Origin of the sequence: Pullulanibacillus pueri (assembly GCF_014639255.1) — a bacterium.
GTDB lineage: Bacteria > Bacillota > Bacilli > Bacillales > Sporolactobacillaceae > Pullulanibacillus > Pullulanibacillus pueri.
On the sequence record NZ_BMFV01000002.1, the window covers coordinates 160,046 to 183,096 of the forward strand.

A 23,051-nucleotide genomic window follows, 5' to 3' on the forward strand; every position below is an offset into this window, starting at 1 on the left:
TCGCTCGCTTTCCTCATGCCCACACGATGTGGGTAGGATCGGCGTTCGACGCACAGGATGTGCTAGCTTCGACGCTGTCACACGGATGTGACGGTTTTAGTCGAAGTTCCTTAATGACGTGACGATTTTAGCCGATCGTCCTTAGTGGCCTCAGCTAACTTGGGAATGGACTATTTGTTCCCAAGTATTTATGAATAAAAATCTCCTGTTCCTGCGTCTACTCGTACCGCTTCGCAGTCAGCTTTCTCGGAACAACTCGAAGTTTATTCGAGAAGTAACGCTAGTTGCTGTTCCCGAAGGACTCTAGTTTATGCACCCGTGAGTCAGCGGCGCTGAGGCACACACTTTTCCTGAGGTGTTCCGAATCTCCCGCCTTTCGCTCCAATCCACTTCCATGTTGTCGATGCTTTTTGCAGAAAAAATTAGGCATCTTTGCTTTTTTTAAAGGTAATTTTAACTTTAGGTGCATGAAAATCAGATCAGCTTAACTAGCGGAGGAAATCCACGTAGACTCAAAAAATCGTAAACACCACGATTTTTCTGCGATGATTATTCTCCTAGCAGCCTTCCTTAGTCCTGCGGGAGCAGAGGCCTAGGTGAGACCCCCTAGCTCACCCCAAAAAACATCGGGGACCCCGGTATTTTCCGTAGCATGAGGAGGCTCACCAGCCGCCCGCGGAAAGCGTAGTGTATTTCCGTAGCGGTGATTATCTGTTACGTCGGAATATCCTTCAACTCTATAGTTGCTGACCTTAAGTAAAGGAGCACTCTCTTCTAAAAAGACGTGGCATTTAATAATAGTGCCACTAATATAAGCGTTTGCTTTTTGAAAGCTAAAAAAGCAAAAAAAGACCCTAAGGACAATTTCGTCATCTTAGGGTCTTCTCTTGTCTTATTTCTTATTTAGTTTTTTCCTGTTCCTTCTTCTCATAAATAACTCATAAACAAGTGGAACAATGATTAAGGTTAACAGTGTCGAACTTGTTAAGCCGCCGATAACAGATATTCCTAAATCCTTCGAAATTAATCCTCCACTTCCTTCTAGCCCAATCGCAAGAGGGAGAAGAGCACAGATTGTCGCAATAGCTGTCATCAGAATGGGACGTAGTCGAATGGCACCGGCTTCTAAAATCGCGTCTCTTGTTGATAATCCTTCTTTTTCCTTGCGGATGACGCGGTCAATCAGCACAATCGCATTCGTGATTACAATTCCAATCAGCATGAGCGCACCAATCATAACAGAAATACTAATGGTTTCACCGGTGACAAAGAGTCCAAGGAATGCCCCGATAATCACAAACGGTAGCGAGAATAAGATGGCCAGTGGTGCTAGCGCACTACCAAAGGTGATGACTAAGATCAAGTAGACGATCGCAATAGCGGCTAACATTGCTAGGCCTAGCTGAGTGAAGGAGCTATTAATATCCTCAGTAACACCGCCCATAGAGGCCTTTACGCCACTCGGTAGATCTATTTTATCCAACTGTTTTTGAACAGCTGCACTCACTTTAGACACATCATCAGACGTGATCTCACCACTTACACTTGCGTAAATATCGCCATCCTTACGCGAAATGGAATCAGAGGTTTGCCCCTTTTTCACGTGAGTCACATCAGAGATCTTTACGGCTTGACCTGTTGGTGATTGAATCGTGTTTTTCGTTAAATCATTAATACTATTATAACTTTCATTATCACTTTGAAGATAGACGTTGACATCTTCATTCCCTTTTTTGATCGTCGTTATGACTTTTTGCTGGTTCTTTTGACCAAGCGAAGCTCCAATTTGTGCGGTTGTTAAACCTAACTGCGCTAGCTTTTCTTGATCGACGTCAAGCGTGTATTCAACATAGTTTTTAGATAAAGTGGAATCAACATTTTTCAGATCACTATTGTCCTTCATAATCCCTTGAATTTTATTAATAACAGGCTTAATCTGATCAATGTTATCGCCAAAGACGTTCACAGTCAAGTTGTTGGAGCTTCCCGAAGTTGAAAGGTTAATCGTTCCCCATTCGCCTTTATTCGTCATTTTCTTTAGGTGCGCCATGACTTTATCTTGTTCAGTCGAGAAGTTCGGCGTATCTTCATCATATTGCACATAGAACAGGGCACTGTTGTCCTGGCCTTGGCCCATTGACATCGGGTTTCCCCCACCAACGGAATATTGAATGGTATCCACGTTTTTTCGATGGCTAAAGTAATCTTCTACTTTTGACCCTACCTTTTTGACATCATCAAGGGTCTGGCCTGGATCAGGAGAATAAGTCGCAACGACCATTTTCTGTTCGTCCGAACCAATGAAGCTGACCCCTATGAATGGCACCAAACCTAAGGATCCCACAAGTAAAACGATAGCAATAATAGACGTCATCCATTTATGGTTTAATGTCCAATTCAGAACGGTTTTATAGAAGTTAGCCAATTTTCCTGGCTTATTGTCATTATGCTTTGCTTTTTCTTTTAAGCCCTTCTTAAAAAAGCTATGGGCAAGCATAGGCACAATTGTAATCGCGACGAGTAACGAAGCGAGTAGAGAAAAGACAATGGTTAAAGCAAAAGGTAAGAAAAGCTCACCAATCATCCCTGTGACGAAGCCCATTGGTAAGAAAACAGCAATTGTGACAATGGTTGAACTCATAATCGGCATAAACATTTCTCGAGTCGCCGAAGTGATCAACTCTCGACCGGTTAATTTTTCAGTAGAAAGCGACATCCGCCGGTATATATTCTCGATAACTACAATCGAATCATCGACGACCCGCCCAATCGCAATCGTCATTGCTCCAAGTGTCATAATGTTTAACGTGATATCCATTTCTTTCAAAATGATAATCCCAATTAACAATGACAAAGGAATAGAAACAACAGAAATTAATGTTGATTTGAAGTTCCTTAAGAATAAAAGAATAATGATCATCGCGAAAATGGCACCAAGAACAGCCTTTTCAACCATTGATTTAACCGAATCTTTAATAGGCTGCGCTTGATCTAAGGTTGTGACAGCATGTAAACCCGGTATATCCTTTTTCACCTTATCGATTTCGTCATTAACTGCATCGCCGACTTCCACAGTATTAGCATCTGAGGATTTGACCACTTGAACAGCTATTGAAGGTTCTCCATTGGTACGACTGATGGAATCAGACTTTCCGACCATTTTAATCGTCGCCAAATCCCCAAGTTTCACTATCGAGCCTGTCGCTTGTGAAGGAATAGAGAGTTTCTTTAAATCATCGAGAGAAGTGAATTTCTTTCCTACAACTACAGACTTTTGTGAGTCATTAAAATTATAAAGTCCCAGTGGGTAAGAAACATTATCGCCTTGGATAATATTTTCTACGGTCTGTTCATCAAGCCCATACTTCTTTAATTGATCCTGTTTAAAAGAGAGATCAACTTCATTGACTGTTTGTCCAGAAACATCAACTGAGGAGACGCCGTCAATCCCTTGAAGATTAGGAACCACTTTGTTATTGATTGTGTCTGTAAGCTCAGAAAGGGATTGATCTGGATTTGACAGACTCAGAGTAATGATTGGGAATGCATCTATAGATATCCTGGTGACACTTGGATCCTCTACGTTTTCAGGAAAGCTCACTTTACTAATGGCTTCCTTTATTTTCGTTTCAGCTTTGTCTAAATCTGTTTCATAATTAAATTCAACTTGCACTGAGGAGAAATTCGAATTTGAATTTGACGACACCGTCTTAACACCTTGGATATTTTGAACAGCTTGTTCAATAGGCTGAGTGACCTGCTCGTCCACTTCTTCAGGGGTTGCTCCTGGATCTGTGGTGGAGACTGTCATGACCGGGGTTGTTATATTCGGTAATGTTTCCATTTTCATATTCACGGCTGAATATATACCGGCAACAACAACAATAAGTGTCAAAAGCCATAAGGCAAATTTGTTGTTCAAAGAAAATTGGATAATCCGTCGCATTGTTTTCCACCTTTCAAATAATCTTGTTTCAAAATGATATTGCGATCTCACTGACCCATTGGTCAAAATTTAATTATGGTGATAATGATCAATTAACCTTTTTATCATAACTCTCTTTGTTCAAAAAAGAAAATGAATGAAGTGAATAATTGATGACAATAGAACTGAGTAGTCATCACTCGTAGGGTTCCGTAACAAAGCGAAAAGAAGCAGACCAGTACTTTTCTCATTGTTTCGTTTAATAAAAAGGCTAAAAGTATTCCTTAATAACAATAAATAGGGTCATCCAGGATGGCTCAATTAGCCTATGGATCATCACTTCTGATGATCCTATCGTTTTAACCAAGTCATTCGCTTCTATCACCATTTGTTTAAAGCGCTCTTTCTTTTCTGGCCTCTACTATGGTAAAAATCCCCTCATCACAGTATATCTGACCAGTCAGTCAAACGTCAAATAACTACTTCTGACTTGCCTATTAAACAATAACATAGAAACCATTGTATCTTTAGAAATTTATAAGCTATAATAATACTGACTGGTCATTTTCAATATGCGGGTTGTGAAAGGATTTTGTTTATGAAGGAAAAAAAGAAAAAAATCATTGAATCAGCCATTAAGCTATTCGCCGAACACGGCTTTCATAGTACAAGTGTACAAGAAATTGCCAAACAAGCTGACATGTCTAAGGGATCCGTCTATTTGTATTTTGAATCCAAAGAAGACATTTTATTAAATATTTTCTACTATTATTCTGATAAAATTCGCGACAAAATTTTATCAGCTCAACATTTAAACTTAGAACCTAAGGAAAAACTGATTCGACAACTAAAAATCCAAATGGAAGAACTCTATAAACATCACGATTTCTTTATCATGCTTGTCCGAGAACAAGCGTTGTCCTTTAACACTACCCTTGAAGAATTGGTCAAAAAAATCCGTCTAGAATCCTTTGAATGGTTAAAAGAAAGTATTCTTTCCACTTATGGGGATAGAATCGCGCCTTATATCATCGATCTATGTATCCTATTAGACGGTCTCACTGAGACCTATTTTAAACTGCTCATTATCGATCATATTTATGTCAATATCGATGTTCTATCCCGATACATTATTCTCCGCTTTGATGATATTGTAGAGGGACTCGTCCACTCTGGGGAAACACCTATTTTAACAGAGGAAATGTTTCTAGAAAAAGTCCATCACGTGAATCCCTCTGGTGAAATTACCTTTGATGATGTTACCCAATCCCTTAAAAGGCTAAAAAAAATTGTTCAATTAACAGATGACGAAGAACTGATAGAATCCCTCGAAATTATTGAGAGAGAAGTTAAGAAAGATCAGCCTAAAAGCTTTCTCATTCAAGGCATGCTTGCCAACATCCAAGGGATCCCTTCTGCTCAAAAAGAAAAGAAAGTGATCGCTAATTATTTCAATATTAAGTGCATATAATGCTTTTAGAGGCTTGGTCAAAACAAGATAATGAAAACCAATGCCAAACAATGCAAGTTCAAAGAGTGAGTAGGAAACGGAAGCATAGTCAAAATGCTAAGGCTCCCGCAGGAACAGTAAACAGCGTGACTTAACGAGTCAACTTCGAGTTGTTCCGAGAAAGCGACGTCGAAGCAATCTCCTAGACGCAGGAACAGGGACTCTCTTTCATAAATACGACAGAACACCATATAGCTTACTCCAACGCGAGCTGAAGCCGTGCCCGTGGAAGCGAAGTATTTTGACGGAGTGATTCGCTTGATGCGAAGTATATAGAAAAATCCGTTCATTCCAATAGAATGTTCGGGTTTTTCTGTGAATGAAAGACTTCTGTCCCAACCTTTTTCAATGTCATGCTAAAAAGGAGGAACATCTATGAACATGCTCAAGACATCAGGGCTTTTTTGTGTAGCGCTTGTGTTATTTAGCTTTGCCTTTTTCCTCATTGGGCTCCACTATTATGATCCGCTATTTTTGCACTTTAACGCTGCGATTCAGTCAAGGGTTTATAATGCCCTTGGGAAGGTCGGTTTATATATTTTTACTGTTATTACCTACATAGGTTCAATTGACGTTTCCTTACCACTGACACTCTTATTGAGCTTTTATTATGCACTGCGAAAGCACTATGGAATGATCCTATTACTCTTTTATAATCTTGAAAGTGTTCGTATTGTGAATGGCCTTTTAAAAAACTACTACAAAGTCCCTCGTCCAACGCTGACGCACCTTGTTCATGCTGGATCTTATAGTTTTCCAAGCGGACATTCCATGAATTCGTTGGCCTTCTTTGGCTTTTTAACCTTTCTACTTAGTGTTAATCTTAAAAGAAAAGGGAGAAGAACAGGGGTCATATGGACAAGTAGCTGCCTTCTCATCTTTTTGATCGGTCTTAGTCGCGTTTATTTAGGCGTCCACTTTCCAATGGATATTATTGGCGGCTATCTCGCAGGTCTCGCCTGTCTAATGATGACGCTTCTCCTTTATACTGTTTTCTCTAGTGCAAAGGCTTCGGCGAGCAATTCATAGGAGTGCTGCTTCGCTTTAAAATCATAAAGATTGCTGATCACCATAAATTCATCGGTTCTATAACGTTTTTGCAGGTCGATTAATTGTTCCTTCACTTTTTCCGGGGTACCGATTACCATTCTTTTTCTATTTTCACTGATTTTTTTTAATTCATTCACTGTATAGGTCCTGGCTTTCACCTCTTCCGGCGAAGGGATGCGGGTATCCCCGTTCTTTTTGCCGACATTAAGGAGCCAACCATCCTGACTGAGGGCAAGTCTTTCGGCTTCCCCTTGGGTATCGGCGCACACGACAAAGATACAGGTAATCGCTTGAGGTTCCCTGAGCCATTTTGATGGCCGGAAAGCCTCTCTATAATGTTTTAGCGCTTGTTCGCCATTATGTGGATTAATAAAATGGCCATATATAAAGCCCGTGCCCATCTCCGCGGCGAGTTTTGACCCTTCACTTCTAATCCCTAAAATCCAAGGATCAGGCAAACGCTGAGAAAACGGGGTCGCCTTCACCTCATAAAAGGGTTGGTCCGCTGGTAAATCACCTTGAAGAAAGCCCAATAAATCAAAGACTTGCCTTGGAAAGTCATTTAAGCTTTTCCTCAGATTATCGGTTAAAGCAAGCCGAGTGGCTAAAGAACCACCAGGGGAATTTCCCACACCAAGATCAATGCGCCCAGGATAAAGGGCTGAGAGCACCTTGAAGTTTTCCGCCACTTTATAGGGACTATATTGAGGGAGCAGGACACCTCCTGACCCTACTTTAAGAAATCGCGTTTTTGCGGCAATAGAGGCGATCAACACTTCAGGCGAGGCCCCAGCTAAACCATTAGTATTATGATGCTCAGCAACCCAATATCGGGTATAACCTAAACGATCGGCTAGATCTGCTATTGTGAGTGTATTATTTAAGGCTTCTTCTGGAGTCGCCCCTTTGGCAATCGGTGATTGGTCTAAAATACTGAGTTTCATGCTTACCACTTCTTTCTATATGGAAAAAGGAAGCCCTAATGATCAAAGGGGCTCCCTACCCTGTGCTCTACAACTTGACAAGGGTTCTGCCTTTCACTTGTCCTTGTAAAATTCGATTTGAGACGTTTGATATATTATCCAATGGTATTTCATTGACAATCTCTTCGTTTAAATGTTCTGGTTTGAGATCACCGGCGAGCCGCTGCCATACTTTTTGGCGAATGTCCATGGGACAATGTACAGAGTCTATACCTAACCAATTGATGGCACGAGAGATGAAAGGAAAGACGGTTGTAGCCACTTCGCCGCCTCCAGCCATCCCACTTGTTGCCACAGATCCCCCATACTTGAGGGTCGATAAAATATACTGAAGCGTTTGACCGCCAACGGGATCTATTGCCCCAGCCCAGCGTTCTTCTCGAAAGATTTGTCCCTCTTTATCTAAGAGGTCTTCTCGGTGAATGATGTTCTTAGCACCCAGGTTTTTTAGATAGTGTTCTTGATCACTTTTCCCTGTGCTGGCCACGACTTCGTAGCCCTTTTTCGCTAAACTATCAACGGCAATACTGCCGACACCACCTGTTGCTCCTGCCACTAAAACAGGACCTTTTTCAGGATTGAGCCCGTTCTCTTCTAAACGTTGAATAGATAAGGCCGCTGTAAATCCAGCAGTGCCTAAAATCATGGATTCTCTTAATGTTAATCCTTTAGGTAATGGCACCACCCATTTTGCGGGCACCCGAGCCACTTCACTATATCCCCCATGATGCCCTGTTCCTAACTCATAGCTTGTGACAATAACAGGATCGCCTTCTTTAAAGCGCCCATCCCGCGATTCTATGACTGTCCCTGCCAAATCAATGCCTGGAATTAAGGGAAACTGAGTGGCCATTGCGCCTTTCATGATGACAAAGCCATCCTTATAGTTCACACTGGAATAAGCCACCTTTACAGTCACTTCTCCTTCTGGTAAATCATCAAAGGTCAGCTCTTTGACCTCTCTTATCAGCTGATCATTTCTCTTATCTAAAACAAAGGCTTTGAAGTGTTGCATAAGGTCACCGTCCTTTTCATTATTTATTTCTCCTCAATCAGTCTTAACTTAAAGTTTGAAAATGAATTTTCGTCCGAATAATCCGCTAGAGACGTTGAATATTCATAGATCTTTCCTGAAAACGCCAAATCCATTTCGGGTACACGAACTTCAAAAGCATTTTTATACAAAAAGGATGTGACATCATGATAATGCTGTCCACCTTGAACTTTTAAAGTGAATGAAATACTTTTTCTCCCCCGCTCAAGCTCCTGTTTAAAGTCCGTGACGGAGAAGGCTTTGTTATCCAAAAGGACTTCCTTTACCATACTTCTCACTCCTCATATATCATTTTCCGAGTCATCCCACCATCGACGACAAGATTAATGCCTGTAACAAAGTCATTGTCCGTTAAATAGAGACAGGCACGAGCAATATCTTCCGGTTTACCGACCCGTTTGGAAAAATGCTGTTCATGGTCACTTGGGAGCAGTTTTGAATAATCTCCCGTTTCAATCCAGCCTGGCGAAATCGCATTGACCGTGATGCGATCCTCACTTAAAGAGGCTGCAAGAGCATGTGTTAGTCCGACGATACCTGCTTTTGTCGCTGCATAGCCTTCAGAATGAGGCTCTGACATAATGGCCCGGGTAGAGGCGATATTCACAATCGCTCCACCTTGATCATTTTCACGCATATATTTTGCGGCTTCTCTTGAGCCGAGAAAAACACTTCTTAAGTTGGTATGAATCACATCCTCCCATTCTTCTAGTGTCACTTCATTTAAGGGTTTAAATAACCCTTTTCCAGCATTATTAATCAGAATATCAATCGTTCCATATTGCGCTTTAGCGGTTGCCATTAGCGTACGAATATCAGTTTCACTTCTCACATCTGTTTGAATAAAACAAGCTTTTCCGTTTTGTTCCTGTATGGCTTTAACAGCGGTGTTCCCTGCTTTTTCATCAATATCCGCAAGGACAACCTTCGCTCCTTTTTGGGCATAAAGTGTGGCAACCCCTCGTCCGATGCCATTGGCAGCCCCTGTGACAATAACAGTCTTGTTAAAAACGCTCATATAGCTTAGGCTCCTTTTCAACTCGATTAACGGTCCTCTTGTCGGCGTGGTAAGCTAAACCATAGCTTGTCTAACCACTTTAAATCTTCTTCTGTTAATGGTGGAACATCCGCAGCTTTTAAGCTTGCGTCCAGTTGCTCAGGTCGGCTCGCACCGATAATTGCAGCGTTAATGCCCGGTTGCTGTGTCACCCACCGGACAGCCGTTGTCACCATATCATAGTCATGTTCTTGGCACCATTGACGGTAGCGCTCAACGGCATCAAATGTAGCTTTTTGCCAATAACGGGTCTGATAAAGGTCGCCGGCTTTTGTCACCCCACCTAAGCCAAACCGCGTACCCGCCTTCACTTCATTTCCCCACTTATAGCGGCCGGTCAACATCCCCCCAGCCAGTGGATTATAGGAGAAAATGCCAACGCCCTCACTTTGAGCCATAGGAACAAGCTCCTCTTCAATCATTCTATATAGTAGATTGTAGCGGGGTTGAACACTCTCGATTCTCACAAAGTTTTTTCTTTCTGAAATGCCTAACGCTTTTGCAACTTGCCAGCTTCGCCAATTGGAAACCCCGATGTATCTGACTTTACCCTGTGTGACTAAATCATCGAAGGCACGCAATGTTTCATCAATTGGTGTTGTTGGATCAAATTGATGGGCCTGATAAAGATCGAGATAATCTGTGTTCAATCTTTTTAGGCTCGCTTCGACAGCATCCATAATATGTTTACGACTTAAACCACGATCATTGGCACCGGGTCCCATCGCCCCAAAGCACTTCGAAGCTAAAACGATGTTCCCTCTTCTTCCCTGAAGCCATTCACCAATATAAGCCTCTGTAGCCCCTAATTGTTCATATGATCCCCCAAGTGGATACATATCTGCCGTATCGAAAAAATTCACGCCTGCGTCAAAGGCTTTATCCATAATCTTAAAAGAGGTTGCTTTATCTGCTTGATTACCAAAAGTCATGGTTCCTAAACAAAGTGCTGTTACCTTTAACCCTGAACGTCCTAATGCTCTCGTTTCCATAACGGCCTCCCTAGTTATAGCGCTCTTATTTTCAGCTATTGACTGTTTTCTTAAACTATAAAACATCTTTGCTCATATTTCTCGCAAATTGCTTGTCCTCTGATATGAATGAAACTGTCAAATTCCCCCACTCAATTTGGATGTTGACTCTGTTTTTTGGCAACTCTAAGCAAAGAAGCATTCATGGCTTCTTTTTTATGCGAAAGGAAAGCATACAATTTCAAGTTGGATGGAAGTGAACGGTTGTTGATTTCCGCTTCAGGCTGCTCGCTTTCCACGGGCACGGCCTCAGCTAACTTTGGAGTCGTTTTTTTGGTGCTCCAAAGTGGATCTTCGGACGCGTGCTGTTCCCGTAGGAGCCAGAGCACCTTCCGCTTTATTCAATGTGTTGCCTACCGATGCACTATAGATTAAAACGGTTCCGAAGCCTCTGAGTAAGAATCGGACGTCTTTCTTTTTTAAACGTAATGTAGCTCTGATTTGTTTTTTTGGTTGCCATCAATCATTCTTACTAAATAAACCTACGCATTTACGAGTAAGGAGCTAGTTTCATTCATGATAACTCAATGGCCATCATTGTAGTCAATGCCAATTCCAGTTTTCCATTCTTCCTAACTGAAATTGATAGAAGTTTTTATTGTTTTGAAGCTTTTCGAGTTCCCGCACAGGACCGGTAACGACAGCACCATAGACTTTGACACCGTGTTGCTTTAGATAATCCAAGCGCTTGGCGTCAGCTTTTTGCTCATCATAATCACCATTTTTCTGCAACCATTGGACATCGGTAATCAGCTGCTTAGCGGCTCGCTTCATCGTTTGAGAATCCTCCTCATAATACTCTGAAGACAAACGATTTTTGGAATCGTAGCTGACGATCCATGGTCTTAAGGTCAAATGAGAGACATAATACATCTGATCTGTCCCATCACCACCCGAGCTGAAGGGAACATCTTTAATTGTTTTTAACTCCCCACTATAGACTGGCATCTGTAAGAGCTTCAAGTCATAAGGGGCTAAGGCTTTCCCTAAGGCTTCGGGTGACATCCCTTGTTTCGTAGAAAAGGCTACTTGCGCAACATGACCGTCATCAATTTTATTGAGCGTACTCCAGACACCCTCTGAAACTTTGTCTTTCTGACTGACCTGACCTTTCCCTGATAAATCTGGCGGCAGTGCAAAGTCATAGGTCGATTGTTGATTTAAGTAGTCTTCCTTTAAGTCAAGGTTAAATATCGTGTGCACCATCAAAGAATCGGTGGCCTTTACCTTTCCAATAACGACATCCCGATCTCCAACCGTTTGATAGAGTTTCAGTGACGTTTTCTGAGTGAGAAATGGGCTAAGTATCGCCTCTTGAACTCCAGTTTTTTCGACTTGAAGCCCTGTCTCGTGGGTTTCAATGTAAGTCGTGACATAGCGATCAAATTCCTCACCTTTATGTGCAGAATCATAATAACTAGAAATTACAATTTTATATATGGCATAACCAAAAAATAAAATGAATAAAACCCTTAGAACAGTAAAGATAATAGAAAGTCTTGTTCGCCATACCATTCGCCTTGCTTTTTTCTCATCCCACGCCCTGTTATTTTGATCCTTCCAAGCCTCAAATTTGTTGTCATCTTCTGCCACCCGTTACTCCCCCTGCTCTTTCACGTATTGGTTAAATTTTTCCCGTGCCCGATGAAGCGTGACTTTGACTTGATTCATAGTCAGCTCTAAAGTCGCACACAACTCTTGATAACTAAACCCTTCCACTTCTCTTAAATACAGAAGGGTGCGCATTCGTTCTGGTAATTTTTGCATGAGTTGATGTAATTCCAGTTGCCGTTCTTTTATGTCATAGTCCTTTTCAGGGTTTCCTAAATGGCTCACTATAGGCATGTCCTCTTGCATGTGATGCAACATATGTTGCTCTCTGGCATGCTTGCGAACCCAATCGACGTATAAGTTGCGTGCCACTTTAAAGAGCCAGGCACGTGTCTGATGTAAATTTTTGATTTTCAAAGACAGCATCGCTTTATAAAAGGTTTCTTGAAGTAATTCCTCCGCATCCTCATGAGAGCCTGTCATCCGGTAGAGATAGTGATAGAGGGGAGAATAGAACTGACCAAATAACACTGAAAAAGTTTTCTTGTTCATCCCATTCCCCTCCCCATTTATTAAAACGAATAAAGTCTCCTTTTGTTACAAAAAAGATGAGAAAAACCGGGCGTAAAGCATACCCGGTCCTCATTCAGTTGGGCATTAAAAAGTTTTTTACCAAAATGCTTCGTCAGTATCAAGTGGATTGGAGCGGAAGACGCGAGACTCCTTCGGGAACAGCACGTGTCCGAAGATCCACTTGGGAAACAAAGTATTCAATTCCCAAGTTAGCTGAGGCCGTGCCCGAGGAAAGCGAGCGTTCTGGAGCGGAAATCCACACCATCCAGATGACCAAATTTTATACATTCTTATAATTTGAAAAAAACTCAAAACGTCCCGAGAATAACCCTCCTTTGGATGGAAAGACTAACCAAGAGGAGGTGCTGAAAATGACTGAAGAAAAAGCAACAAATGCTCAGAACAAAAAAATGACAGCCTCAGACATTGAAGCCATGGCAAAAGGTCAAATGAATGAAGGCGGTATCTGGTCAAGCAGCAACAGTAGTGAAACTATTGCTGAACGCCCAACTGATACAACTGAAGAAGACTAAACTTTACTTAAGCAGGCTGCTAGACCTTAGTGTCTGTAGTCTGTTCCTCTAAATGGCGGCATACTGATAAGATCAATTTACTTAGTTACCATTATAAGGTTATTCATCCTTTTTTAACAAAGGAAGGTTTCTCAAATCTCGCATGTTTTTAAAATGATAAAGGCTGATGAGTGTTGAGTGAATTTAGGAAAAGATCCTCTTCATTTCTTTGACGGTTAACTGATTTTAAATTAGAAAAACCGGGCGAAATGCATGCCCGGTCCTCATTCAGTTAGGCATTAAAAAGCTTTTTTACCAAAATGCTTCGTCAGTATCAAGTGGATTGGAGCGGAAGACGCGAGACTCCTTCGGGAACAGCACGTGTCCGAAGATCCACTTGGGAAACTCGATTTTCATCCCAAGTTAGCTGAGGCCGTGCCCGAGGAAAGCGAGCGTTCTGAAGCGTAAATCCACACCTTCCTGATGACCAGAATTTTATACATTCTTATATTTTGAGAAAAACTTGGCTTCCGCCAAGTCCTTATCTGAGAAGACAAATTTTTCTACCGATCTCTTTATTGCTTCGACGGCTTATACTTTCTTTTCTTTTAAAAAAGAACCTACCCATATGGATAAGTTCTTTCGCATGTCATTATTCAATGCCTGCTTTTACCTCTTTGATCATATCTTCCATAGAGAGTAAGCCACCGCCGGATAAGTACCAGATCTCTGGGTCTAAGTAGACGATATGCTTAGATTTTGCAGCTTTTGTTCCGTTCACAAGATCATTATCTAAAACCTTGCTGGCTTTAGTGTCCCCGCCAATAGCCTGGTCGCGATCGACGACAAACAGATAATCAGGGTTTTTCTTCGCGATATATTCGTAAGTGATTTTTTGCCCATGGGTTGAAGCTTTGATTTGGTCATCCACCGGCTTAACCCCGAAAACATCGTAGACAAGACCGTAACGAGAGCCTGGGCCAAACGCACTGAGCTTACCGCCTGTAGAAATTAAAACTAAACCTTTTTTATTATCTTTGGAGGTAATGGCTTTTAAGTCATCAATAGATTGATTGATGCTATCAAGCGCTTTACCTACTTCATCCTCTTTACCAAAAATCTTGCCTAAAGTCTCGGCATTCTTTGTAAATGAATCCATGTAATGTGCATCGTCGATTCCTACATAAATGGTAGGTGCAATTTTACTCAATTCCTTATAAGCACTTGATTGTCTTCCTGAGATAATGATGAGTCCCGGCTTTAAGGCATTAATCTTTTCAAAATCAGGATCCTTTAGCCCGCCGACATTAGCATATTTAGAATCCTTGTACTTGGATAAGTAGCTTGGAAGCGCACTGCCCTTGGCCACACCTTTTACCGGAACGCCCAACTTGTCTAGAGTCTCCAGTGCCCCAAAGTCAAAAACAACCACATTCTTTGGATTCTTAGGGACCTTTGTTGTGCCTAACTCATGCTTTACCGTTATCGTTTCTGATTTTTTCGCTGAACCACTCGCTTTTTCTCCAGAAGCTGTCGAACCACAGGCGGTTAATGCTACTGCCAAAAGACAGACAAGAAAAACGGATAAGACTTTCTTAATCAATACTATCACCTCAAGAAAATATTATAGTAAAACCTTTGACTGGAAGGTTTGTGTATCAGGTTTGTGTATCAGCTTTCTTTATCCCCATTATGTAGATGCCAAGCTATCCTTCCCTCCTTTTGGATGATTCTCTATTATTGAGATTGATTCTCAATCATGACTAAAAAAATAAATAGGGACGTCATCATTCTTATTTATTAATTGATAACGATTATCATTATCAATTATTTTATTTATATCAACTTTAAATAGGGCTGTCAAGTACCTTTATATATAAAAATTTTATTTATTGGTGATCCATCTCGCCCTTTGATTAAGTGTAATAAATACAGATTTTACGATAATTGATGGTTTCGATTTGAATGTCCATATCATAGACTTCTTTCAAAACAGTTGACGTGATAATATCCTCGGTCTGGCCTTCTTTGACGATTTTACCTTCCTTCAAAGCGACAATATAATCGGAATAACAAGAAGCGAAATTAATATCGTGGAGCACGATCACCACTGTTTTCTTTAAATCATCCACCATTCTTCGTAGAGCCTTCATAATTTCTACAGAGTGATTCATATCCAGATTATTTAGTGGCTCATCTAATAAGACATACTCAGTATCTTGAGCAAGGACCATCGCAATATACGCTCTTTGTAGCTGTCCACCACTTAATTGGTCAATGTACTTTTCTTGAATATTTTCTAATCTCATATAATGTAAGGCTTCTTTTACCTTTGCTTCATCCGTTTCTGTTAATCGACCTTGAGAATAGGGAAAACGCCCAAAGCTGACTAAATCTTTGATGGTGATGCGAATATTAATGGCATTCGATTGTTTGAGGATGGCCATTTTTTTTGCCAATTCATTACTTTTACTCTCACTGATTTCTTTTCCATCGATAATAATGTCACCACTATCTTTCCTTACCAATCGGCTGACCATGGCTAAGAGCGTACTCTTTCCAGCACCGTTCGGTCCGATAAAAGAAGTGATTTTACCCTTTTGAATGGTAAGTGAGATATCTTCAACGACCTTTTTTTGTCCATATTGTTTCGTCACATGTTTAACTTCTACCATGATTTATTCTCCTTTAAGAGCAAATAAATGAAATAAATGCCACCCAATAAATTAATAATGACACTCACAGTGGTTGAAAAACTGAGGACATGCTCAACAATGAGTTGACCACCGACTAAAGCAATCACACTGATCAACATGGACCCTAGTATTAAGGGTTTATGTTGATAAGTGCCTAAAAATTGATAAGTAATATTGACCACGAGTAAACCTAAAAATGTAATGGGACCGACAAGCGCGGTAGATACAGAAATCAAAATGGCCACAATAATTAACAGTCTTTTCACAACAGCATTATAAGGGACTCCTAAGTTAATTGCCTGGTCTTTTCCTAATGAAAGGACATCTAAGTATTTGATAAACCGCAGCGCATAAAGGCCGACACCCACAATAGCAATACATGAGATCAATAAGAGGTTGGTGTTCACATTGTTAAAACTGGCAAACATTGAATCTTGCACGACCAAAAATTCATTGGGATCAATAAGCATTTCCATAAATGAGGATACACTTTGAAATAAGGTGCCTAGAATAATCCCGACAAGTAAGAGAAAATAGATATTCTGACCTTCTCTTTTAAATAAGAATTTATAAAGCAATCCTGCAAAAACAATCATTAAGCCAACTGAAATTAAAAAGTGAAGATTGCTATTCATCATTGTCAGCGTGTTCGCACCAAAGACAAAAACAACAAATGTCTGGATCAACATGTACAAGGAATCTAAACCGATGATACTTGGGGTTAGAATTTTATTATTTGTGATCGTTTGAAAGATGAGGGTTGATACTCCTATGGCGCTTCCCGTTAACACCATCGCAAAGAGCTTCTTCCCTCGGCTTTGAAGAACGTAGCCCCAATAGCCACCAATATCAATAAATAAAAAGAATAGAATAAGCGCGATCGTAATGCCTGCGAGAATCATAAGTTTAGTTTTCATAGGCGCCCTCTCCTCATTAATAAATACAGGAAAATAACACTTCCGATAATCCCTATAGTAAGGCTGATGGACACCTCATAGGGGTAGATAATGACCCGACTTAAAATATCACAAAAGAGAACAAAAACAGCGCCTAACAAAGCGGTTGGCAACAGGCTTTTTCTCAAATTGTCACCATAAAAAATGGTGACAATGTTAGGCACAATTAAGCCTAAGAAAGGAAGCGTTCCTACTGTGAGCACGACAACAGAAGACACTAACGCCACAATCACTAATCCTATACCTACAATCGCTTTATAATTCAAACCGAGATTGGTTGAAAAGTCTTCCCCCATCCCTGCCAAAGTAAAGCGATTCGCAAAAATATAGGCAATGATAATCATAGGAATGCTTATGTATAAAAGCTCATACCGCCCTTGAATGACCATTGAAAAATCACCTTGAAGCCATGAGGAAATGCTTTGGACAAGATTATATTTCAAGGCAAAAAAGGTCGTAATCGAACTGACAATATTCCCAAACATCATCCCCACGAGCGGAATAAAGATCGTGTTTTTAAACTTCATGCGCGAGAGAATGTTCATAAAGATAAACGTTCCTAACAAGGCACAAGCAAAAGCGACGCCCATTTTTTCTAACATACCAGCAGAAGGAAACAGTAGCAGCGCCATTAACACGCCAAACCGAGCTGAATCCATCGTTCCTGCTGTTGTAGGGGAGACGAATTTGTTCCTCGTCAATTGCTGCATAATTAAACCACATATGCTAATACTCATCCCCGAGATCAGAATACTCATTAAGCGAGGAAACCGACTAATGAAGAGCACATGCCATTGGACGGGCGTTAAATGAGCAACATCTAAAGGAGAAATTTCCTCTACTCCTACAAATAACGAAACAATTGAAAAGATTACAAGCACACTTATAAGGATCACTTTTTTCATATTTTTCCCTTCCTCTGATCCAGACTATTGCAATTAATGAGAATGAGACTTATTCTCATTAATAGGTAAAAAAATAAACATGCTTGTTCAGCATGAATATTTTATATTGATAATGATTCTCATTATCATAATATATTTTATAACATTCTTTCTTTTTACTTGTCAACCCCGATTGTGCGTCAAACGCCGATTCTACCCACACCAAAAAATCGTAAAAACACGATGTTTCTTGCGAGGATTATCCTCTTAGGAGCTTTCCTGAATCGTGTGGGCATGTGGAAAGCAAGCGCTCTAGAAACCACATCGTCCTGATGACCTGAATGTTATACTTTGATCTTTGAACAAATGAACGGCTTGTTCATCTCCCATTCGGTGGTCCTTTGAGCTTATAGGAGACGCTCACTTTTTACTCCGCACTACTGCTCCTTTGTTATTTTTCATAAACATGTACAATAAGGCTCCAAAAATCACCAAATACCCTATAACGCTAAGCCAATCTGGCCATTGCATAAACAAGAAGATACTCAGTAAAGTCGAGTACAGAACCGTTGAGTAAAAGAATATTGAAATTTCCCGTGCTGGTGCAAATTTGTATGCCAATGTCACCCCAAATTGTCCGATCGTGGCAAATAGTCCTGCAAGTAGAAGATATAGCCACTGCTTGCCAGACATCGGCTCATAAAAGTAGAGCGTGAAGGGAAGCAGAACGACGGTCGCAAAAAAAGAGAAGTAAAATACAACCGTATAATATTTCTCTTTATTACCAAGAACGCGTAAAAAAGTATAAGCGCCTGCCGCAAAAACCGCTGAGAGAAAGCCGGCGAGATAAGGAACCGTAGTCACCGAAAATTCCGGTTTAATAATAAGCAAGGCGCCTAAAAAAGCGACAATCACACTGACTAATTGATAAAGCTTTACCCGTTCTCGTAAGAAAAGGGCCGAGAACACGATCAACAAAAATGGACTGAGTTTATTTAACGTCTCCGCATCAGAGAGAATCATATGATCAATCGCATAAAAATTAAATAAGATACCTATTGTACCAAACGCCGACCTTAAAAGTAATGTCGGTTGATTGGCTTTTTTTCCAAAAAAACGCTCTCGATGATACAGCACAAAACCAAAAGCAATAAACATCGACACTAAGTTTCTAAACATCGTTTTTTGCACAGTGGGTAAATCGCCGGATAGCTTTATAAAAACGCCCATCATAGAAAACCCAAAGGCCGATGCTAACAGCAGTAAAATGCCTTTATTTTTATCACTCATATTCATCCCTCAAGTCTCTTTTCCTAGAGCTCCTTCGCCCTATTTCTCCCATTGACTCATGTTATGTTTCATTCTGTACACGAGGTGTTCTTGGATTCAATACCATCAGCACAATTAAGGACACAATCATAAAACTAATGACATATAGGACAATCAATGCAATATCTTGCCAATATCTATCCCAATCTCCAGTAGTAATCACCATGCGAAAACCGTCCACTGCATAGGTCATCGGTAAAAACCGACCGACAATTTGGAAAAAAGATGGTGTTAAAACCAAAGGAAAAGTTCCTCCTGAAGATGCCAGCTGGAGTACCAAAAACACAATGGCAATAAAACGTCCAAGCGGCCCAAAAATCGAAACCAACATAAAGATCAAGGTCGTGAAAATCAATGAAGCCAATAGACTTAACAATAGAAATCTTGCTACACTCACGACTTCAAGATGGGCAACGAACAACATAATAACATCTATGATCACCGCCTGTAAAATGGATAAAGAAAAATAAAACCCAAGTTTTTCTACAAAATAACTCCACCCTGGAATCCCATGATCAGAAACACGATTAAAAGGGACAACGTTAGCAGCCAGAAGCCCACCTACAAACAAACCAAGCGTGAGAAAATAAGGGGCCATTGCAGTGCCGTAATTCTTAACTGAATTGATCGTAGAGGCCACCAATGTGACAGGACGTGAAAACATATTCACCATCTTGTCCCCATTATGGAGATTAGACATTTGATCAGCACCATCTGAAAGGTTCGTCGCAAGTTCTCCACTCCCTTGCGCCAATTGATCTAGGCTGTTCGAAAAAGTCCCTGCCCCTTCCTTTAATTGTTGCGCGCCATGATTAACAGACTGCACGCCATCTTCAAAAGCTGTAAAACCGCTCTCCCATTTTTTTATTCCCGAAGAAAGTTGGTCTGCTCCCTGGGAAAGTTGTTGGCCACTAGAAATCGCCGTTGATAAATGATTTCCAAATTGTTGAATGCCTGAGTTTAATTGTTCCTGTCCTGTTTGTAAAGCCGTTATCCCTTCGGCATTTTGCTGTTGAATGGCGGACACTTTTCCGACCGTCTGATCTATGGCTTGAACCTGAGTTAAAATCTTTTTTATTGAATCGACCTGCTCAAGATCTGCGTTATCCTTGATCCATTGATTCAGACTTTCTTCTATCTGTGCGGTGCGACTGCTTAACGCCTTGAGCGTTGTTCCCTCTGCGTCAACGCCCGTTTTAAGACCATCGACTCCATCAGTGACTTTATTGGAACCTTGCTCTAACTGTCCCTGCGAGGATTGAAATTGCTTCAGGCCCTCCGCTAAAGACCCTGTTCCTTCACTGAGCTGACTCATCTTATCCACAAGTTCATGAGCACCCGATGCAAGCGGTGAAAAACCACTCGAAAGCTTGGCCGTTCCTTGTGAAAGATCATCGATCCCTGATTGCAAGCCATTGAACCCCGACTGAGTTTGATCTACGCCCTCATTGAGCTTTGATGCCCCATCACTTGCCTTCCCAAGCCCTTTTTCTAAGTCGGCAAGGCTTGAAAACACTGCTTCAGCATAGGACTTTGTAATTTTATCTCCTACTTCATCTTGTAATTGAGCAATCGCCTGTTTCCCGATCTGCCCCGCTATATAGCTGTTCCCTTGATTCGTTACATATTGTAATTGTGCGGGTTGCGGATTTTGGGACGTGAGTGTGGTGATCTTTTGAGAGAAATTTTGGGGAATTTTTATCGTTATGTAATACCGTCCCTCCTTTAACCCTTTATCAGCTCTAGCCTCACTTACAAAATGAAAATCTAAATCCTTACTTTTCTTTAGATTCTCAACCAAATCCTCCCCCACATGAATCGGTTTACCGTCCATTTTTACCGGTTGATCGTTATTGACAACCGCAACAGGTAACTGATCTAATTTGCCATAGGGATTCCAATAACTGGCGATAAACATACCTGCATAGAGAAGTGGCATTAGGAGTAAGATGCATATGGCTATCGTTGCCTTTCTATTTTTTAAGACAAATTTCCAGTCAGTGAATAATAACTTCAATCCTTTCACGGTCGGTTTCGCTCCATTCTACTCTCCGATGCTTTTAGCTAATGTTAGTATGCCTGAAACTAATGGCACTATACTCTTTAAAGGAGAGGACTTTGAAAGAAACTTTCGCGAATGCCCTTTTAAAACCTTCTTTATATAAACTCACATGTCCTATCAATAAAAACTCTAACAAAGATCCCTCATGCTTCATTCACCCTCTCTTTCGGATAGGGTGCTTCCAATTCAAACAAGAGATCACCAAGTTCTATGCTTTAAGAATAAATAACCAATAACAGGAAAATTAGCAAAATATTTTTTTAAAAGTATAAGATTCTTTGGTCATTCTGTGGTAAGATACAGAAAAATAACAAAAAAAGGATTCGGTTAAAGTTGAATAATATTAAACATTTCCTAAAACTAGCCTTTGGACATTCTCCAGAGACTACAAAGTTTATTCACCACCAAAAGGAGATGATCATCGAACGAATAAAACTGGCCTCCATTCTCTTAATCTTTTCGTATCCAGGATTCGCCTATGTCGACTTTTTCTTACTTAAATCAGCAAACAGTGCAGTCTATAAATACAATATCATGGCGATTCACCTTACAGGCTTCATCATGTCTGTTATTTTTTTGGTCATCAAACACTATGCTAAAAAGAGTTTAAAAAACTTTGTCGTCAATAGTTTTATCATTATTTACTTGTTACTCGGCGCTTTCGCATCTATTAATAGCCAAAATCTTACGGGAAATATCTATGCTTATATTATTATTTTATTTGCAGTCGTAATTCTTTTCCCCATTCACCCCAGAACATTGTTTTATATGGTACTGAGTATTCATGTGTTATTTATCCTTGGACTCCAACTCGTCAATCACAACTATTTCTCACACGTTGTCCAACAAATTAATTCAACAGGTGCTGCCGCAATTGCTTATATGATCGCAATCACTTTTTTCACCTTGCAAAAAAGGAATTATATTAATCAATATAAATTAAAGAATAATGAGAAAAGCTTTCGACAACTCTTTAATCTTAATCCTAATCCACTTATTCTTACAAAAGTCACTGATAACACCGTCGTTCTTATCAATGAACAGGCACTACAATATTATCAACTCACTCATGATCAAGAGGCTTCGCCATTAAAGGCTGATTTTCTTTTTAGAGATGTTAATGAGAGAGCAACCATCATCAACCGCTTAATAGAAAAGCAGAGTTTAAGAGATTATATTATGGAGCAATATATTCCCTCACAGCTCTCCCGTTGGGCATTGTTGAATTTTGAGTTAGTAGAGTATTTAGATGAGCCTTGTGTGTTAACCGGAGTCACCGATGTTACCCATTTAAAGCAAACAGAAGCGGAGCTCTATAAACACGCCTCTCTCGATCCGCTGACAGGCGTATTAAATCGGAGAAGTGGCATTGAGCTTCTAAATACCCAACTTAATATTCGGTCTTCCCGCTCAGAATTTATTCTTTGCTTCATCGATGTCAATGACCTTAAAAAGGTAAATGATCAATTTGGTCATACAATGGGTGATGATTTTATCCAAACCATTTGCGAAATCATAAAGAACCACATTATGCCCAATGATGTCTTATTCAGGCTTGCTGGTGATGAATTTATTATTATTTTCTTTCAAAAAACGATAGACAAAGCGCAGCATATTTGGGATACCATCACGCAAGCTTTTGAAGACATGAATCACTTATCAATAAAACCGTACGCCTTATCTGCTAGCCATGGATTTTATCATTATCGTCCTAGCACTCCCATTTCCGTTGAAGAAATTTTAGAGGCTGCTGACAAAGAAATGTATAAAGAAAAATCTATGTATAAACAATTAAATAGCCTTAAGATATAGTAGTCCTCAACCTCCCTAGGATATCTCCGATGGGAGGTTGCGTTTGTCAGGAGCGATTGTCTATAC

The 23,051-nt window shown here is 40.5% G+C and carries 18 protein-coding genes; 4 read left to right on the forward strand and 14 right to left on the reverse strand.

Annotated elements, in window-relative coordinates; genetic code table 11:
* Nucleotides 1-892: 892 nt before the first annotated feature.
* Complete coding sequence (locus IEV91_RS02585) at nucleotides 893-3,946, reverse strand: efflux RND transporter permease subunit (RefSeq protein ID WP_188495777.1); 3,054 nt, start codon at nucleotides 3,944-3,946, stop codon at nucleotides 893-895.
* 577 nt (nucleotides 3,947-4,523) lie between these two features.
* Between IEV91_RS02585 and IEV91_RS02590 the strand changes: the two genes are divergently transcribed.
* Together IEV91_RS02590 and IEV91_RS02595 are read left to right on the forward strand one after the other, a co-directional pair.
* Nucleotides 4,524-5,396, forward strand: coding sequence for a TetR/AcrR family transcriptional regulator (locus IEV91_RS02590; protein ID WP_188495786.1), 873 nt, complete (start codon nucleotides 4,524-4,526; stop codon nucleotides 5,394-5,396).
* A gap of 414 nt (nucleotides 5,397-5,810) precedes the next feature.
* A complete protein-coding gene (locus tag IEV91_RS02595; protein WP_188495788.1) occupies nucleotides 5,811-6,464 on the forward strand; it encodes a phosphatase PAP2 family protein in 654 nt (217 codons plus the stop codon).
* Here IEV91_RS02595 and IEV91_RS02600 read toward each other — a convergent pair.
* The 7 genes from IEV91_RS02600 to IEV91_RS02630 form a co-directional block, all read right to left on the reverse strand.
* Nucleotides 6,419-7,429, reverse strand: a complete 1,011-nt coding sequence (locus IEV91_RS02600) for an LLM class flavin-dependent oxidoreductase (RefSeq protein ID WP_188495790.1) — start codon at nucleotides 7,427-7,429, stop codon at nucleotides 6,419-6,421. The genes IEV91_RS02595 and IEV91_RS02600 overlap by 46 nt on opposite strands.
* 67 nt (nucleotides 7,430-7,496) lie before the next feature.
* Nucleotides 7,497-8,483: an acrylyl-CoA reductase family protein gene (locus tag IEV91_RS02605; protein WP_188495799.1), complete on the reverse strand. Its 987-nt coding sequence runs from the start codon at nucleotides 8,481-8,483 to the stop codon at nucleotides 7,497-7,499.
* Between the two features lie 23 nt (nucleotides 8,484-8,506).
* Nucleotides 8,507-8,791: a DUF3219 family protein gene (locus IEV91_RS02610; RefSeq protein ID WP_188495801.1), complete on the reverse strand. Its 285-nt coding sequence runs from the start codon at nucleotides 8,789-8,791 to the stop codon at nucleotides 8,507-8,509.
* A 5-nt stretch (nucleotides 8,792-8,796) separates the two neighbouring features.
* A complete protein-coding gene (locus IEV91_RS02615) occupies nucleotides 8,797-9,540 on the reverse strand; it encodes an SDR family NAD(P)-dependent oxidoreductase (protein WP_188495803.1) in 744 nt (247 codons plus the stop codon).
* Nucleotides 9,541-9,566: 26 nt separating this feature from the next.
* Nucleotides 9,567-10,571, reverse strand: a complete 1,005-nt coding sequence (locus IEV91_RS02620) for an aldo/keto reductase (RefSeq protein ID WP_188495805.1) — start codon at nucleotides 10,569-10,571, stop codon at nucleotides 9,567-9,569.
* A gap of 582 nt (nucleotides 10,572-11,153) precedes the next feature.
* On the reverse strand, nucleotides 11,154-12,203 hold the full coding sequence (locus tag IEV91_RS02625; protein ID WP_188495807.1) for an anti sigma factor C-terminal domain-containing protein: 1,050 nt from the start codon (nucleotides 12,201-12,203) through the stop codon (nucleotides 11,154-11,156).
* A gap of 3 nt (nucleotides 12,204-12,206) precedes the next feature.
* A complete protein-coding gene (locus IEV91_RS02630) occupies nucleotides 12,207-12,713 on the reverse strand; it encodes an RNA polymerase sigma factor (protein ID WP_188495809.1) in 507 nt (168 codons plus the stop codon).
* 392 nt (nucleotides 12,714-13,105) lie between these two features.
* On the opposite strand from IEV91_RS02630, the gene IEV91_RS02635 reads away from it, so the two are divergent.
* A complete protein-coding gene (locus IEV91_RS02635; protein ID WP_188495811.1) occupies nucleotides 13,106-13,267 on the forward strand; it encodes a hypothetical protein in 162 nt (53 codons plus the stop codon).
* A gap of 631 nt (nucleotides 13,268-13,898) precedes the next feature.
* Here the strand turns inward: IEV91_RS02635 and IEV91_RS02640 are convergent.
* The 6 genes from IEV91_RS02640 to IEV91_RS02665 all read right to left on the reverse strand — a co-directional run bounded on the left by IEV91_RS02640 (nucleotide 13,899) and on the right by IEV91_RS02665 (nucleotide 21,137).
* Complete coding sequence (locus tag IEV91_RS02640) at nucleotides 13,899-14,846, reverse strand: siderophore ABC transporter substrate-binding protein (RefSeq protein ID WP_188495919.1); 948 nt, start codon at nucleotides 14,844-14,846, stop codon at nucleotides 13,899-13,901.
* A gap of 316 nt (nucleotides 14,847-15,162) precedes the next feature.
* Nucleotides 15,163-15,921, reverse strand: a complete 759-nt coding sequence (locus tag IEV91_RS02645) for an iron ABC transporter ATP-binding protein (RefSeq protein ID WP_188495813.1) — start codon at nucleotides 15,919-15,921, stop codon at nucleotides 15,163-15,165.
* On the reverse strand, nucleotides 15,915-16,859 hold the full coding sequence (locus tag IEV91_RS02650; protein ID WP_188495815.1) for an iron chelate uptake ABC transporter family permease subunit: 945 nt from the start codon (nucleotides 16,857-16,859) through the stop codon (nucleotides 15,915-15,917). Before IEV91_RS02650 ends, IEV91_RS02645 begins: the two co-directional genes overlap by 7 nt.
* Nucleotides 16,856-17,803: an ABC transporter permease gene (locus IEV91_RS02655; protein WP_188495817.1), complete on the reverse strand. Its 948-nt coding sequence runs from the start codon at nucleotides 17,801-17,803 to the stop codon at nucleotides 16,856-16,858. The genes IEV91_RS02650 and IEV91_RS02655 overlap by 4 nt, the downstream gene beginning before the upstream one ends.
* Nucleotides 17,804-18,202: 399 nt before the next feature.
* Nucleotides 18,203-19,072, reverse strand: coding sequence for a DMT family transporter (locus IEV91_RS02660; RefSeq protein WP_188495820.1), 870 nt, complete (start codon nucleotides 19,070-19,072; stop codon nucleotides 18,203-18,205).
* 61 nt (nucleotides 19,073-19,133) lie between these two features.
* Nucleotides 19,134-21,137 (reverse strand): YhgE/Pip domain-containing protein, encoded by a 2,004-nt coding sequence (locus IEV91_RS02665; RefSeq protein WP_188495822.1) that lies wholly within the window; start codon nucleotides 21,135-21,137, stop codon nucleotides 19,134-19,136.
* Between the two features lie 369 nt (nucleotides 21,138-21,506).
* On the opposite strand from IEV91_RS02665, the gene IEV91_RS02670 reads away from it, so the two are divergent.
* Nucleotides 21,507-22,985, forward strand: coding sequence for a GGDEF domain-containing protein (locus IEV91_RS02670; RefSeq protein ID WP_188495824.1), 1,479 nt, complete (start codon nucleotides 21,507-21,509; stop codon nucleotides 22,983-22,985).
* Nucleotides 22,986-23,051: the final 66 nt, after the last annotated feature.

Excerpts from the sequence above, each read along its gene's own strand:
- IEV91_RS02585 (WP_188495777.1), bottom strand. The coding sequence starts at position 3,946 with ATGCGACGGATTATCCAATTTTCTTTGAACAACAAATTTGCCTTATGG.
- IEV91_RS02590 (WP_188495786.1), top strand. The coding sequence starts at position 4,524 with ATGAAGGAAAAAAAGAAAAAAATCATTGAATCAGCCATTAAGCTATTC.
- IEV91_RS02595 (WP_188495788.1), top strand. The coding sequence starts at position 5,811 with ATGAACATGCTCAAGACATCAGGGCTTTTTTGTGTAGCGCTTGTGTTA.
- IEV91_RS02600 (WP_188495790.1), bottom strand. The coding sequence starts at position 7,429 with ATGAAACTCAGTATTTTAGACCAATCACCGATTGCCAAAGGGGCGACT.
- IEV91_RS02605 (WP_188495799.1), bottom strand. The coding sequence starts at position 8,483 with ATGCAACACTTCAAAGCCTTTGTTTTAGATAAGAGAAATGATCAGCTG.
- IEV91_RS02610 (WP_188495801.1), bottom strand. The coding sequence starts at position 8,791 with ATGGTAAAGGAAGTCCTTTTGGATAACAAAGCCTTCTCCGTCACGGAC.
- IEV91_RS02615 (WP_188495803.1), bottom strand. The coding sequence starts at position 9,540 with ATGAGCGTTTTTAACAAGACTGTTATTGTCACAGGGGCTGCCAATGGC.
- IEV91_RS02620 (WP_188495805.1), bottom strand. The coding sequence starts at position 10,571 with ATGGAAACGAGAGCATTAGGACGTTCAGGGTTAAAGGTAACAGCACTT.
- IEV91_RS02630 (WP_188495809.1), bottom strand. The coding sequence starts at position 12,713 with ATGAACAAGAAAACTTTTTCAGTGTTATTTGGTCAGTTCTATTCTCCC.
- IEV91_RS02635 (WP_188495811.1), top strand. The coding sequence starts at position 13,106 with ATGACTGAAGAAAAAGCAACAAATGCTCAGAACAAAAAAATGACAGCC.
- IEV91_RS02645 (WP_188495813.1), bottom strand. The coding sequence starts at position 15,921 with ATGGTAGAAGTTAAACATGTGACGAAACAATATGGACAAAAAAAGGTC.
- IEV91_RS02650 (WP_188495815.1), bottom strand. The coding sequence starts at position 16,859 with ATGAAAACTAAACTTATGATTCTCGCAGGCATTACGATCGCGCTTATT.
- IEV91_RS02655 (WP_188495817.1), bottom strand. The coding sequence starts at position 17,803 with ATGAAAAAAGTGATCCTTATAAGTGTGCTTGTAATCTTTTCAATTGTT.
- IEV91_RS02660 (WP_188495820.1), bottom strand. The coding sequence starts at position 19,072 with ATGAGTGATAAAAATAAAGGCATTTTACTGCTGTTAGCATCGGCCTTT.